The organism is Quatrionicoccus australiensis (assembly GCF_020510525.1).
Taxonomy (GTDB): domain Bacteria; phylum Pseudomonadota; class Gammaproteobacteria; order Burkholderiales; family Rhodocyclaceae; genus Azonexus; species Azonexus australiensis_B.
On sequence record NZ_CP075188.1, the window covers coordinates 3,730,502 to 3,745,555 of the forward strand.

8 protein-coding genes are annotated in these 15,054 nt (G+C 68.3%); 2 read left to right on the plus strand and 6 right to left on the minus strand.

The features are described 5' to 3' along the window. Positions 1-130 precede the first annotated feature (130 nt). The 6 genes from KI612_RS17770 to KI612_RS17795 form a co-directional block, all read right to left on the minus strand. Entirely contained in the window at positions 131-3,517 is a 3,387-nt protein-coding gene (locus KI612_RS17770; protein ID WP_226441388.1) for a UvrD-helicase domain-containing protein, read from the minus strand. 16 nt (positions 3,518-3,533) lie between these two features. Then, entirely contained in the window at positions 3,534-4,376 is an 843-nt protein-coding gene (locus KI612_RS17775; protein ID WP_226441389.1) for a putative RNA methyltransferase, read from the minus strand. A 43-nt stretch (positions 4,377-4,419) separates the two neighbouring features. Continuing rightward, positions 4,420-7,095, minus strand: a complete 2,676-nt coding sequence (locus KI612_RS17780; protein WP_226441390.1) for a PD-(D/E)XK nuclease family protein — start codon at positions 7,093-7,095, stop codon at positions 4,420-4,422. A 289-nt stretch (positions 7,096-7,384) separates the two neighbouring features. Further along, positions 7,385-8,137 (minus strand): ComEA family DNA-binding protein, encoded by a 753-nt coding sequence (locus tag KI612_RS17785; protein ID WP_226441391.1) that lies wholly within the window; start codon positions 8,135-8,137, stop codon positions 7,385-7,387. 56 nt (positions 8,138-8,193) lie between these two features. Next, positions 8,194-10,386: a patatin-like phospholipase family protein gene (locus tag KI612_RS17790; protein WP_226441392.1), complete on the minus strand. Its 2,193-nt coding sequence runs from the start codon at positions 10,384-10,386 to the stop codon at positions 8,194-8,196. A 64-nt stretch (positions 10,387-10,450) separates the two neighbouring features. Continuing rightward, positions 10,451-11,113 (minus strand): OmpA family protein, encoded by a 663-nt coding sequence (locus KI612_RS17795; RefSeq protein WP_226441393.1) that lies wholly within the window; start codon positions 11,111-11,113, stop codon positions 10,451-10,453. Positions 11,114-11,282: 169 nt separating this feature from the next. On the opposite strand from KI612_RS17795, the gene KI612_RS17800 reads away from it, so the two are divergent. Further along, positions 11,283-13,358 carry a site-specific recombinase gene (locus KI612_RS17800; protein ID WP_226441394.1) on the plus strand — a complete coding sequence of 692 codons (2,076 nt, stop codon included), beginning with the start codon at positions 11,283-11,285 and terminating at the stop codon, positions 13,356-13,358. A 9-nt stretch (positions 13,359-13,367) separates the two neighbouring features. Further along, complete coding sequence (locus KI612_RS17805) at positions 13,368-15,053, plus strand: autotransporter assembly complex protein TamA (protein WP_226441395.1); 1,686 nt, start codon at positions 13,368-13,370, stop codon at positions 15,051-15,053. Position 15,054 lies beyond the last annotated feature (1 nt).

Here is a 15,054-nt window from a genome sequence, read left to right on the forward strand (position 1 = left end):
TGAAAATGGCAAACAGCTTCGAACAGAGGCATCCCGTAGCGCCTGATCGGCCCGGATGCCAGGGCATGATTTTCTGGTGGCCAAGGTTGCGCCAGCAAAACTACGACGAAAGTATAACCGGCAGCCTCACTTATTGTGTCAGATCCGGCAGGATCTGCAGGCGCGCCTGCAGAGGGAAATAAATCGCCAGGCGCAGCGGCATTTCCTGGCCGGCGAAAAGCGCCGCGTAGCGCGCCAGTTGCGGCCGGAAACCTTCGGCACGCAGACGCAGCGCGGCGTCAACTTCCTCGCCCGGCGCCAGACGCACGGTCTTGTAATCGACAATCCAGCGCACACCATCGGCGATGAAAATCCGGTCGATGACGTGGTTGACCGTCTGGTTGTCGCGTAGGCTGCTCCACGCCTGCTCCGCAGCACCTTGATCATGCGCAGCGAGCACCCAGCGCCCGGCCTCGCTGGCCAGCGTCGCCTGCACGGCCTGCACTGCTTCCGCCGCGCCCGCCGTCGCCGCGGCTTCGCCGTGCCCCTGGGCAAGCAGCCAGCGCCGCCAGGCCGGCGCCAAGGGCACGATACGTTCGACCGGCCAGGCCGCCAGGCCTTGGCCGACGATCAGCTCAAGGCAGCGATGCACCAGCGTGCCGACCGAGGCTTCGAGCGACAGCTCGCTGGCCGTGGCATCGGCGTCGAGCGCATTGCCGGCCGGGCGCACGGCGCCTTCCGGCAATTGCAGCGCGGCAGCCGGCGTGCAATCGCGCAGGCGCAGCAGCGGCGGCGCGAATTCGGCCGGATTGAGCAGGTCGACCGCTGCCGGCGCCACGACCCGGCCGGCCAGCGCGGCGGCAAACGGCACCTGCGCGACGCCCGGCCAGAGCAGCTTCAACAGGCTGCCGGCAGCCGGCGGCTTGAGGCCGTCGTCCTTGCTGTCGTCGGCAACGGCAACGCCGACCAGGTGCAGGCGGCGAATGGCGCGCGTCGCGGCGACGTAGAGCAGGCGCTCGTCCTCATGCCCGGCGCGTTCGTTTTCCAGCTTCTTCAGGTAGTCGTAGGCGCTCGCCGCGTTGCTGCCGGCGCCCTTCTGCTTGAGCGGCGCGACCAGCAGGTGCTCGCGCCCGTCCGGGCCGGCGACTTCGTCCCAGAGCAGCAGGCTGCTTTCGTTCATGCCGGTTTCGCGGTGCAGGCCGGGCAGGATGACCGTCTCGAATTCCAGGCCTTTCGACTTGTGGATGGTCATCATCTGCACCGCGTCGCCCTGCGGATCGGCCGGCGCGTAGAGTTCGGCGGCCTGCGCGGCCAGGGTTTCGGCACTCAGGCTGCGTGCCGCGACCAGCTTGTCGACGAGCAAGAAGAAGGCCTCGACGTCGTTGAGCGCTTCCGGCGCCTCCAGGCAGCGCGCTCCGCCCAGCATCAGCCAGACGCCTTCGAGCCAGCGCCGCGGATGTTGCCGGGCGCGATGCGCGAAGGCCAGGGCCAGGATTTCGCGCACCTGCAGCAGACGCTGCCGCCCATCGGTCGACAGCCGCGCCAGGCGGTTTTCGTCGTGCATCAATTGCCAGACGGTCTGCTTTTTGTCGTCGGCGGCGAGCGCGTGCAGGTCGGCCAGGGTCAGGCCACACCACGGGGCGCGCAGCAGCGCCAGCCAGTACACGCGGTCGGCACGATGCTGCAGGGCGCGGAACAGCGTGAGCAAATCCTGGATGTGCTGGCGGCCATCGAGACCTTCGATATCGACGGCCTGGAAGCGCAGCTCGGGCGCACTGCGGCGGATTTCCGCAACGAGTGCGTCGAGGTGGCTGCGCGCCCGGACCAGCACGGCGATGCGCTCGGCCGGGTAGTCACGCCGCGCGGCACGGATCAGGTCGAGGACGCGGCGCGCTTCGTCGAGCGCCGGGTCGTTGTCGGCATCGGCGATCACCGGATGCACGCCGACGCCGCTGTCGGCATGCGGCGGCCGGGTCGCCGCCGATTCGGCATAGCGCACGGCACCGGCCTCGGGGCTGTCGGCGGCCGGGAAGATCGTCGGGAAGGCCGTATTCACCCAATCGACGATGCCCGGAAAGGAGCGGTTGTTGCGGAACAGTTGCAGGTGTTCGAGGCGGATGTCGCCGATGCCGCGCTCGCGCACGCGCAGGAAGAGCCCGACGTCGGCCTTGCGGAAGCGGTAGATCGACTGCATCGGATCGCCGACCACGAACAGCGTGCGGCCGTCATCCGGCATCCAGCCGCGGGTCAGCTTTTCGATCAGGCCGACCTGGCCGGGGCTGGTGTCCTGGAATTCATCGACCAGCAGGTGGCGGATGCGGTAATCGAGCGCCTGCGCCAGGTCGGTCGGCGCTTCGTCCTCACCGAGCGCCAGGCCGGCACGGGCCGCAATCTCGATGAAATCGACCTCGCCGACTTCCTGGAAGGCCAGCCACAACTGGCCGGCAGCGAGACGCAGCAGGCGCGAGAAGCATTCGACGGTGGCCCATTCGGCAGCGCTCAGTTCCGGCTGCGGCATGCCGGCGAGCAGGCAGAGCTTTTCCTCGAGGCCGGGCAGGCCGGCCAGTTCGTCGAGCAGTTCGCCCATCGCCGCCTTTTGCGCCGCGAATTCCTTGCCGGCCGGGAAGCCAATGTTCTTGGTCAGCGCCTTGCGCAGCGTCCCGGTGCCGGTCAGCAGCAAATTGCCGAGCGCCTGCCAGGTCGGCAGATCGGCGATATCCGCCGTCAGCGTCAGTTCCCAGTCGAGCAGCGGTGCGAGTATCTCCGGCACATTGGCCGCGGCAAAGCGGGCGAGCGGCATCAGTCGCTGCTGCCAGTAGCCGTCGAGCCGGCTGGCGACTTCGGCCAGATCGCGTTCGACCAGGGCCGCGAAACCGGCTTCGACTTCGGCCTGCATCTCGCCGTTCTCGATGCGCGTTGCGTGGTGCAGCCACTGGTCGCGCCGGCCGAGCATCGCGATCAGCAGGCGTTCGAGGCGGCCGGCGTTGTTGTCCATGAAGGCGAGCGCCTGCGCCACCGTCTCGGCCTCGGCGCCCTCGCCTTCGAGCATTTCCAGCGTGCGCCGGGCGGCGGTCGCGTAATGCGCCTCGGCATCGTCGGCGACGCCGGGCTGCGCGCCGAAGCGGCTGAGATAGGGCATCTGGCGCGCCAGGCTGGCACACAGCGCGTCGAGCGTCGTGATGCGCAGGCGGCCGGGATGGCCGAGCAGGCTCCAGGCCATCTTGCGGTCGTGCGCCAGCACCTGCTGCGCCAGGCCGAAGGTGAGCTGCTTGTGCGGCGCTTCCGGCATGACGCCGGCCGCCGCCACTTCGAGGCTGCCAAGAATGCGGTCGCGCATCTCGGTCGCCGCCTTGTTGGTGAAGGTCAGCGCCAGCACTTCTTCCGGGTTGTCGACGACGGCGAGCAGACGCAGGTAGCGCTGCGTCAGCAGTTCGGTCTTGCCCGCGCCGGCCGGCGCCTCGACGATGAAGGAGGCGAGATCGAGAGCGCGCAGGCGCGCGGTTTTGTCCTGTTCTAGACGGTCGACCGCTGGATTCATGGCATTTTCCGCAAGATCAGGCTGCCCTGGCATAACGCGTCAGCCGGACATCGACGGTCAGGCTGAGCGCCGTCAGTGCCGCCGCGCGAGCCCGGCCTTCGGCGCTGGCGCGATAAAGATGCGGCGTCATCGCCAGCAGGTCGGCAATCTGTTCGGCGCCGTTCAACTCCAGCGTAAAGCGCAGGCTTTCATTGGCCAGTTCGGCAAAGCCGGGCGGCGGCGAGGAATCGGCCGGGCGCTCCGGCTTCAGGGTCGGGTAGATGATTTCGCGCAATTCGCGCAGGTGATCCGGCCCGGCATCGACCTGCAGCAACTCGCCGCCCGCCTTGAGGACGCGCGCGAACTCGGCATAGACCGGGAAGCCGAACATGCAGAGCACGCGGTCAAGCGTGCCGGCCTGCACCGGCAGGCGCGCATTGGTGCCGACCAGCCAGGTCGGCTGCTTGTCCTGCTTGGCAGCGGCGAGCACCGCCCATTTCGAGATGTCGAGGCCGAGTAGCGCGACGCGTTGCGCCTCCGGCACGGCGGCCGCCAACTGGCGCAGATAATAGCCTTCGCCGCAACCGGCATCGAGACAACAGGCCGTGCGCCCAGCCGGCAGGTCGGCCAGCACGGCGCGCGCCGCGGCGGCGGCAATCGGCTGGTAATGCCCGGCATTCAGAAAGCGCCGGCGCGCCGCGACCATTTCCTTGCTGTCGCCGGGATCGCGCGAGCGCTTCTGCTGCACCGGCAACAGGTTGGCATACCCCTGGGCGGCGATGTCGAAACTGTGCGCGTTGGCACAGCGCCAGGCGGCGCCCTGGCTGCGCAGCGGCGCGCCGTCGAGCGGACAGGCGAGAGAGGTGAAGGGCAGGATCATGGGTGCGACAACAACGAAATGATTTGAGAGAGCGGCCGACGCATCATGCCTCCGCCGCATGCCGCGCCGCCGCGAGCAGCCGGCGCCGTTCGGGCAGGCGCAGCAGGGGCAGGACTTCGCAGTATTGCAGGGCCTTTTCGTCGGCGAAGACGACGCCGGCGCGACCGGCTTTCACTTCGCGGGCGACGGCGTGCAGCGCCTCGCGCCAGTGGGTGATGACGGCGATCCAGTCGGGGAATTCGGCCGGGTCGAAGACCTTCTGCTTGTCGTCGCCGATGCCCTGGACGCCGGGCAGGATGTCCTTCTCATCGGCCACACCGGCAAAGGCGGGCTTGTCGGGCAGGACCTTGGCAAAGACGACGGCGGCAACATCCTCATTGACCAGCGCGGCGTAGATCGGCAGTTGCGGCTCGGTGATGCGGGCCGCGGCCCAGTTCTTGAAATCGATGGCGGCGCCGGTCTTATAGTCGATGATGATCTGGCGGCCGTCGGCCAGGCGGTCGATACGGTCGACGATCATTTTGACGCGGATTTCCTCGATATCGACGATCGCCTCTTCCTCGCAGGCAATCACCTCGAAGGCGACGCCACGTTTGGCCTCAAGCGCCAGCCAGACGGCGAGCAGTTTTTCCAGGCGCGCCGCTTCCAGTTCGCGGAAACGCGCCGGCAAGGTCAGGCGGCGTTCCTGTTCGAAATGCGCCAGCGCCTGCTGGACGGCGGCGGCGACCGCCGCGCGCTGGCCGGTTTCGCCGAGCGCGGCGAGTGCGGCTGAGCTGCGCACTTCCGACCAGAAGGCTTCGAGCGCTTCGTGCACCAGCGTGCCGCGCGCCGCCGGGTCGAGGCCTTCGACCGCCTCGTCGAGTGCCGCGCCGCCGAGGCGGAACTGGTAATAGGCCCAAGCCGGGCAGATCGCCTGGGCGCGCAGCAGCCAGCTGCCGCCGGCCACCTTTTCGCCCTCGCCGACCGGCGGCGCGGCGTGGTCGGCCAGTTGTTCGAGATCGGCGCCGGCCGTCGCCGCCTGCTGCCTCGCCAGGCTGGGCGGCAATTGCGGGCAGGCCTCGCCTTCCGGCAGGCCGGCAAGCAGCGGGCTTGGCCGCCGGACGCGATTACCGTCGGCACGCGCCCAGGAATAATTGACCACGGGCGCGGCGAGCGCCAGACGCGCCTGGACGCGCGTCGCGAAATCGAGTTCGACCTCGGCGCTGGCATGCGCCGCACCGGCGGCACGCAGCGCCTCGACCGGGAGCAGCGGATTGGGCCGCGGCGGCGGCGGCCACAGGTCGTCGTTCATGCCCATGACCCAAAGTGCGTCGAAGCCGAGGCCGGCGCTTTCGAGCACGCCGAGCACCTGGATCGCCGGCTGGCCGCGCGTTTCCGGCTGGAAGATGCGCTGCCGGCAGAGCTGGCTGAGGCGGCGTACCGCCTCGCTCTGAGTCAGCGGCCCGAGCAGCGCATCGAAACGGCCGAAGCCGTCGAGCACCTCGCCGAAGGCGCGCCGCGCCTGGAATTCGTGGCTGGACAATTCGCGCTCGCCGGGCCAGTCGACCGCCAGCAAGGCCTGCCGGAAGGTGAGCGCCCACTGTCCCGGCAACTGTCGGCGCGGCGCGTTACCGGCCGCTTCGACAAAGGCCTGCAGCGCCGCCGTGCTGCGCGGGCAAAGCGCCGGCTCCTGTTCCGCCAGGCGCTCGGCCAGACGGAGCAAGGCCGGCAAGGTCGTGAAATACGGCAGGTCGCGGCGCAGCGCGGCATCGAGCCGGGCGCGGCCGTCGGCTTCCGTTTCGGCCGCCGACCAGCCGCCGCCGAGCAGCAAGGCCGAAAGGCGGGACTGTTCGAGCTTGGCGCGGCCGCTACCGAGCGCCAGCAAGTCGAGCGCGGTGCGGATCAGCGGCAGGTCAGCCAGCGCCCGGCCCAGCGAGAAATTGAAGCGGCGCGGCACTTCGGCCGCCTCGGGGCGGATCAGCACCGGGTGCAGCAGGTCGTCGAGCATGAACTCGAGACGGTCGCGCACGCTGGCAAGATCTGGCGCGACGATGCCGAGCCGCGCCGCCGGATTGGCCGCCAGTTGCTCGCCGGCCCAGGCGGCGACGGCGGCGCACTCGGCGCTGCTGTCGGCGGCGGCGAAAACCTGTTGTTCGCTACGGTCGACCGGATTTTTCGGGCTATTTTCAACGGCGCAACCGCGCCCTTCGAGCGCCGCCATCAGACGCCTTTCGAGCGGCGTGTAGCGGTCGAAGCCGGCAAAGGAAACGCTGGCCGGCAGGGCGAAATGGCCGGCCTCGATCAGGCCGATCACCTGCAACTGCAGGCCGGCCAGGTCGATCCAGCCGCCGGCGCGGCAACGCTTGAGGAATTCCGCCTGCCAGCCGGCGAACAGGCGCGCCTCATCGGACTGCGCCCCGGCCGGGTCGATCTGCCAGATGCGCGCCAGCGCCTGCGCCTCGACCGCCGAGGCGGCCATGCCTTGAATGTCGAAGAGCGGCGCCGCGGCGCTGTCGAGACCGTCGGCGATCACCGCCTCCCAGAGCAGGCGTTCGGCAAACGGATCGAGCGCCAGCGGCAGCTCGGCGATGCCACAGAGCAGCGCCTCCTCGCCGAGCTGCGCCAGCCACTGGCCGACGGTCAGCGCCGGCGGCGTCAGCCACACCGCGGCATCGGCCGGGCGCTGGCTGCGCCGGGTCTGGGCGAGGCGGGAGGTAGCGCAGAGCAGCAGCGAACTCATGTTGTCAGAAAACCGTCGATGATCGTCGAATGCTCACAGGTTCGGGCATGGGCACCGCTTCGCCCAACCCCAAACCCCTCCCAACCTCCCCTTGTCAGGGGAGGAGTCAGCGCATCCGGCGTCAGCTTGGCCTCCCTCCCCAGGCAAGGGAAGAACCGGGGAGGCTTCGATGACGAGATGCAGCGCTGAACGATGGCCTCCCTCCCCTGAAAAGGGGAGGGCTGGGGAGGGGTTTGCATGACAAGCAACAAGGCGTGGACTGCTTCCAAGGGAAAAAGGCCGAAAAAATTCAGTTGACCGCTGCCGGCCGCGCCGGAGCGGCGGGACGCGCAGGAGCTGCCGGATGGGCCGGCACAGCACCGGCGGGTGCCGCTGGATGCGCCGGCGGCGCGACCGAAGCCGGCTTGCCCGGCATGGCGGGACGGGCTGGCGCCGCAGGTGCGGCCGGTTTGGCGATGCCCGGTGCCGTGCTTGCCGGCGCGGCTTGCGCCTTGCCGGGCATGGCCGGGCGGGCCGGAGCGGCGGGCTGCGGGGCGGAACCGGAAACCCCACCCGCATCAGGTGCGCTCGCCGGTGTCACTTTGCCAGGCTGGGCGGGGCGAGCCGGGGCGGCCGGGCGCGGTGCTTCGGCGGCAACCGTGGCCGGTACGGCCGGCCGAGTGCCCGCCTGCGGCATCGCCGGTCGGGCTGGCGCCGGGGCGCTGCGCGGCATGACAGGAGCAAGACTGGGTTCACTGCGTGCCGGCGGCACGGGCACCAGTTCGCGCCGGGCCGGCGTTGCTGCAGCGGGGTTTACCGTCACCTCGCGGCGCAGGCCCTGCAATGTACTTTCGCCGATACCGGGCACCTGGCGCAGGTCGCTGACCGACTTGAACGGACCGTGCTGGCGCCGGTAATCGACGATCGCCTGCGCCTTGGCCGGGCCGATGCCTTTCAGGCCGTCAAGCTCTTCGACCCCGGCGCTGTTGAGATCGACGCGGGCCAGTGCCAGACCGGTCCACAGCAGGCCGGCGGCCAGAATCATCAGGAAACGCGTACGCATGAATTTCTCCCGGAAGCAGTAAGGCAGAAGTATGCCAGCCGGCAGCCCGAGCACAGTCAAGGCTTGCCGACGAAAAGGAAAATATTGGAGACCTTGCTCGTCGAGTAGCCGAAGCCCAGGTAGGCCGGGCCGAGCGGCGTTTGCCCGCCGAAGTAGAGGGCGAACGAGTTGAGCAGAGCATTGCTCTGCGTCTCGGTATAGCGCGTACCGACGTGCGCCGCCTCGATCGCGACACCGACCCGCATGTCGCCGCGCAGGCCGAGCGGCAGGCTGCCGACGATCTGTTCGGCGCGCAAGCCGGCGTAGATGACGTCATCGCCGAAAATCTGGTTCGGCGCATAGGCACTCAGATTGAGGAAGCCGCCCAGACGCGCCGCATCGAACGCGGGCAGACGGCCCTGCGGCGAACCGGTGTAATGCACACGGCCATTGAGCACGGTGCCGCCCAGTGCGTAGGCGGCACTCAGGTCGACGTCGGCGCGCGCGTAGCCGGCGCTCGCCGAATCGAAATAACTGAGTTGCGCCGCCCAGCCGCGGGTCGGGAAATACATGCGGTCGAACTGGTCGAAATCGAGCGCCGCGCGCCAACCGCCGAAGCGCGACTCGGCCGAGCGCAGCGAGGGCGCCCCGATGTCGCGGTCGAAACGCCGCTTGTGCTCTTCCCAGCCCAGGCTGACCTGGCCGAGCAGACCGATATTGGCACCGATGGCCAGGCCGAGCAGGTTGTTGGTTTGCCGGTACTGCGCGATGCGCTGGTCGTCCTCGTAGATATTGAAGCTCGACTGCTCGACACTGCCCTTCGTCTCGAGGAAATAGCGCTGGCGCGCATCGAGCGGCTGGTGGAAATTGACTGCGAAACGGTCGGTCGAGCCGACGTCGCCGGTCACCAGCAGTTCGCCGCCCAGGGAATTCAGCCAGGTCTTGTGATAGCCGAGGCGCAGGCCGAAGGTCGAGCCCTGGCTGTTGTCGGCATTGAGATTGACGGCGAAGCGCAGGTAATCCGGCCCCCAGCTCTTTTCCACCGGCATGACACGCAGGATGTTGCGTTCATGCTGGGTCAGCACCGTGTAGTCGACGCGCTCGTAGTAACCGTCGCCATACATGCGCAGCAGGTCGCGATTGATCTCGGCCGGGCGGATGGTCTGGCCCGGCTCAACATGCAGGTAACGCTGGACCATGGCCGGATTGACCCGGCCCAGGCCGACCACCTCGACCGCGTCGATACGCGGCGAGACGCGGCTGGCCACCTCGATGCCCTTCCACCACGCGGCATAGGCCGGCGCGTCGAGCGCCAGGCGGGCCAGTTGCGGCGCCATGGCCTCGGCGGCGGCACGACCGCGATCGGCAATCTCGCCGTTGCTCGAGAAGTCGCCGGCAGTAAAGCCCTGCAGATCGGGCTTGATGTAGATGTCGCCGGGCTTCAGCGTGGCCAGCGAGCGGGTGACATTCTGTTCGGTCAGGATATTGACCATCTGTGCCGAGACGGTGAGCAGCGAACCGACCTCCTCGGGCTTGAGCAGCGGCGAGCCGACATTGACCACGATCACCACATCGGCCTGGCAGCGCTCGCGCGCCTCGCCGATCGGCACGTTGTCGACCAGGCCGCCATCGACCAGCTTGCGACCGTTATAGTCGTGCGGCGCGAGCAGGCCGGGCACCGACATGCTCGCGCGCATCGCGCTGCTGAGCGGCCCGTCGCGAAAAACGACGCGCTCGCCGGTGCCGATGTCGGTGGCAATGATCGAGAGCGGCAGCGGCAGCTCTTCGATGCTGCGCTCGCCCTGGTTGGCGCGTACCAGTTGGTTGAAGAAGAGCTTGATCTTCTGGCCGGCAACGACACCGGCCGGATATTTGACCCCATCGGCCGTGACCCCGGACTCGGAACCGGGCAGGAAGTTGCGCGACACCTGCTTGTTGCGGTAACTCATCTCCGAATATTCCGGATTGTCGACAAACATGTCGTTCCAGTCCGCCCGCGCCAGGTTGTCGCGCATCACGCCGGGCGCCATGCCGGCCGCGTAGGAACCGGCAACCAGCGCGCCCATGCTGGTGCCGGCGACGCAGTCGACGGGCACGCGCAGTTTCTCCAGCACTTCGAGCACGCCGATATGCGCCGCACCGCGCGCTCCGCCGCCACCCAGCACCAGGCCGATACGCGGCCGGGGTGGCGCATCGGCCGCCTGGGCAAGGCTGGCCGCGGCAAGCAGGCAGAAGATCAGCGAACGGAGGAGGCGATGGCGGGCGGGCATGCGAGGAAATCCATGGTCATAAAAAAGCCCCGCGGCGCGGGGCTTTTGTTGAAGCGTCGGCAGATTACTTGGTGCCGATGACTTCGATGTCAACGCGACGATCCGGCTGCAGGCAGTCGATCAGGGCCTTGGTCTTGGCATTGCCCTTGCACTTGTCGCCGGTGACCGGTTGCTTTTCGCCCTTGCCTTCGGTGTAAACACGGTTGGCTTCGATACCCTTGGCAACCAGGTATTCCTTGACGGCAGCAGCGCGCTTTTCCGACAGCTTCTGGTTGTAGGCGTCACCACCGATACGGTCGGTGTGGCCAACGGCCAGGATCACTTCGAGCTTGATGGCCTTGGACTTGGCAACGACGTCGTCGAGCTTGGCCTTGCCTTCGGGGCGCAGGACAGCCTTGTTGAAGTCGAACAGGGCGTCGGCAGCGACGGTGATCTTTTCGCCGGACGGCTTCACACCGGCAACAGCCGGAGCAGCAGCGGCGGTCTTGGCGGCCGGGGCGGCACAGGCTTCAGCCGGCAGCAGGTCCTTGTCGCATTCGCAACCGGCCTTGTCCTTGGCGGCAGCAGCCGGGGTCCAGTAGCCATCACGCCAGCACAGGCCGAAACCGCTCTTGACGACGGTGTCGCGTTGGTCGATGGCGTAAACGCGTTCCTGGGCAACGGCAGAGAAGCCGATACCGGCGAGCAGGGCGAAAACGAGTGAATTCTTGGCGATGTTCTTGATCATAAGATTATCCCGGTGAGTAAATATAGACGGCGTATTGTAAGCCGAAATGACCACGCTTCATGACGCTTTGTTAGCGCTTGAGCGCGGTAACGCGCCGTTACCCCCTTTTTCGGTCGGTCCGCTAAGATCGGGGCTACTCATCCCGCACAAGAATGGAAATCCGCGCCCGATGGCAGCACTAAGCAAACTTTTCCGCGGCCTGTTCGCCCCCCGGCAGGATCCCGATGTCGCACTCGAACGCGCCCTCGTCGCCTTTCTTGACCCCGCGGCCGAGCCGCTCGAACTGGTGCGTCGCCTGGTCGCCAGCCTGCGCCCGCAAGGGCGCGGCGATAGCGGCGATAGCGGCCATGTCGAACGCCACGCACGCCTGCTGCAACGCCTGGAAGACGACGCCGAACTGCGCGCCGCGGTGATCGGCCATCTCGTGCATTTCGTCGCCAGCCGCCGGCTGATGACCTTTTTCACTGACAGCGGCATCCTGCCCGGCACCGGCTTTTTCTCGGAATGGTGGCGCATCCTCGGCAACCGCATCCTGCCGGAAGTGCCCGACGAGCGCCGCCTCAAGGATTGCCTGCACATCATCTACGAACGCAGCGACGACTGGCGCTGGCTGGAGCAGATCCCGCCCGAACTCGGCGAGCGTTTCTGGGCGCTGCTCGCGCCCTCGCGCGAATTGCGCCGCGTCGACTGGCGCGCCATCCAGGAACAGATGCTCGATGCCGTGCTGCTGCTCGCCCACCGGGTCAGCGGTCTCGGCGTCGAGAGCGAACTGATGCGCGCCTCGCCCGGCTTCGACGACGACCGGCCGCGCTTCATTGCCCTCTCGGCGGAGGCGCTCGATTTCGCCAACGGCCTGCGTGCCGCGCTCGACGATCCGGAGCAGCCGGGCGACGACGGCAGCCAGTTGCTGGTCATCGCCGACCAGTGCCTGGACACCCTGCAGCGCATCCGCAAGCGCGCCCTGACCGTCGGCACCAGCCTGCACCTGACCTACATCCTGACGCGCAGCGAGCAGAGCCTGCGCCGCCTGCACGAGCTGGTCGCCATTTTGACCGCCGCCGGCACGTCGACCGGTCGCCATGCCGCGTTCGATGCCTGGGCCGAATTCGCCGGCGCGGCGCTGCTCGCCGAGAACCGGCGCAACAGCCTGCGCTATTACCTGAGCCAGTTGTCCAGCCTGCTCGCCGTGCGCATCACCGAAAACGCCGCGCATTCCGGCGAACACTACATCTGCGAGACGAATGCCGACTACGGCGCCATGTGGCGCTCGGCAGCCGGCGCCGGCGTGCTGATCGGCGGCATGGCGCTGCTCAAGATCTTCACCGCCGGGCTGCACGCACCGCTCTTCGTCGAGGCCTTCCTGTTCAGCATGATCTACGGCCTCGGTTTCGTCGTCATCTTCCTGCTCGGCATGACCGTCGCCACCAAGCAGCCGGCGATGACGGCGCAAACGCTGGCCGGCCTGCTCGGCGATCTCAAGCCGAACCGCAGCGCCGATCTCGAACGCATGGTCGATGTCGTCGCCGCGGTCAGCCGCAGCCAGCTGGCGGCAATCGCCGGCAATGTCATGGTCGCGCTGCCGGTCGCCATCGCACTGGGCGCCGGACTCGGCGCGCTGTTCGGTACCCCGGTGATCAGCACGGAAAAGGGCGCCCACCTGCTGGGCGATCTCGATCTTCTGAGCTGGGCCCTGCCGCACGCGGCGATTGCCGGCTTCTACCTGTTCCTGTCCGGCCTGATTACCGGCTATTTCGACAACCAGGCAGCCTATGCCGACGTCGGCCAGCGCATCGCCCGCCTGCGCTGGCTCAAGCACCTCGCCGGCGAGGCGCGCGCGGCGCGCGTCGGCAGCTATATCCAGGAACACCTCGGCGGCATCATGGGGAATTTCCTGTTCGGCTGCATGCTCGGCTCGACCGGCGTCATCGGCACCATCCTCGGCCTGCCGCTCGACATCCGCCACATCGCCTTTTCGTCGGCCAATCTCGGCTACGCGCTGGTCGGCTTCCAGTTCGAACTGCCCTTGCAGGCGGTGTTCTGGGCGGCGCTCGGCATTGCCGCAATCGGCCTGACCAATCTCGCGGTCAGCTTCGCGCTGGCGCTGCGCACGGCGCTCGGTGCCCGCCGCATCCAGTTCGGCCACTGGGGCCTGCTGCTGCGCGCCATCGGCCGCCGCTTCCGGCGCCAGCCACGCAGTTTCCTGCTGCCGCCACGGCCAGCGGTCGACACCGCGCCAGGCGGGTAAACTCGCGGCGTGCCGATTCCGAATTTCCGTCGCCTGCTGCCGCCGCTCCTGCTCGCCCTTGCCCTGCCGGCCGGGGCGAACGAGCTTGTGCTGCAGGCGCCGGCCGACATCGAGCGCCTGCTCCGCCCGTGGTTGCCGGAAGAAGCCGGCAGCAGCCTGAAACTGCAGGGCCAGCTCGGCGAGATTCTCGCCACCGAAGGCTATTTCTCGCCGCAATTCGAATTCAGCGAGAGCGACAATGAATTGCGCCTGCAGCTCGATCCCGGCCCGCGCACGACCATCAGCGAAGTCGCCCTGACGGTCGACGGCCCGGTCGAGGCCAAAACCGTCGCTGCCCTGCGCGCCGACTGGCGCCTGCCGGTCGGCCAGCCTTTCCGCCAGGAAGACTGGAACGAGGCCAAGCAGCAGGCGCTGGCCGAACTGCTCGCGGTCGAGCATGCCGACGCCAAACTGCTCGACAGCCAGGCCGACATCGATGCCGAAAGCCACCAGGCGCAGCTGCGCGCCCATTACGACGCCGGGCCGCGCTACCGTTTCGGCGCCTTGCGCGTTGAGGGGCTGCAGCGCTACACGCCGGAACTGGTCGAGCGCTACAACCGCAGCGTGCGCGCCGGCCAGCCCTACCGCGAAGCGCAGTTGAACGCCTTGCAGACAACGCTGCTCGCGACGCCCTATTTCGCCTCGGTGCAGGCGACGCTGGACACTGCCGGCGCCAGCGTCAGCGACGGCATCGCCACCGCGCCGGTCGTCATCCGCGTGCGCGAGCGGGCGCCGCACCGCGTCGCCTTCGGTGCCGGTATCAGCTCCAACACCGGCGCCCGCGTCGAAGCCAATTACCACACGCCGGACGCCTTCAACCGCGCCTGGGAATTCGACAGCGGCCTGCGCCTAGAACAGAAGAAGCAGACCGCCTATGCCGACATCTTCCTGCCGCCGAGCGAGCGCCAGCACCGCAACAGCTTCGGGCTGATGCTGGAAAACACCGACATCCAGAGCCTGCGCACCAGCCGCTACGCCTTCGGCGCGCAGGACGTGCAGCAGCGCGGCCGTCTCGAACAACGCAGCTCGCTGAGCTGGCAGACGGAAAGACGCGAGCCGGCCGGCGCCACGGCCAGCACCAGCCAGGCACTGGTGCCCAACGTGATGTGGACCTGGCGCCGCGTCGACAGCGTGCTCGACCCGCATGACGGCCTCGTCCTCCAGGGCCAGGTCGGCGGCGGCGCCAAGGCGGCGCTCTCCGACCGCAACTTCGTCCGCCTGCACGGGCGCTACCAGCAGTTCATCCCGCTCGGCCGGCAGGACACGCTGACCCTGCGCGGCGAAGTCGGCTACACCGTCGCCGACTCGCGCCAGGGCATCCCGCAGGATTACCTGTTCCGCACCGGCGGCACCGGCTCGGTGCGCGGCTACGCCTACCAGAGCCTGGGCATCCGCGAGGGCAACGCCGTGGTCGGCGGCCGCTACCTCGCCATCGCCAGCGCTGAAGTCACGCACTGGCTCAACGACAGCTGGGGCATTGCCGCCTTCGTCGATGCCGGCGATGCGGTCGACAGTCTGGAAAACCTGAAAATGGCCGTCGGCTACGGCCTCGGCGCGCGCTGGCGCAGCCCGGCCGGTCCGATCGGCGCCGACCTTGCCTACGGCGAACGCACCGGCAGCGTGCAACTGCATTTCTCGCTGGCCATCCCGTTCTGAC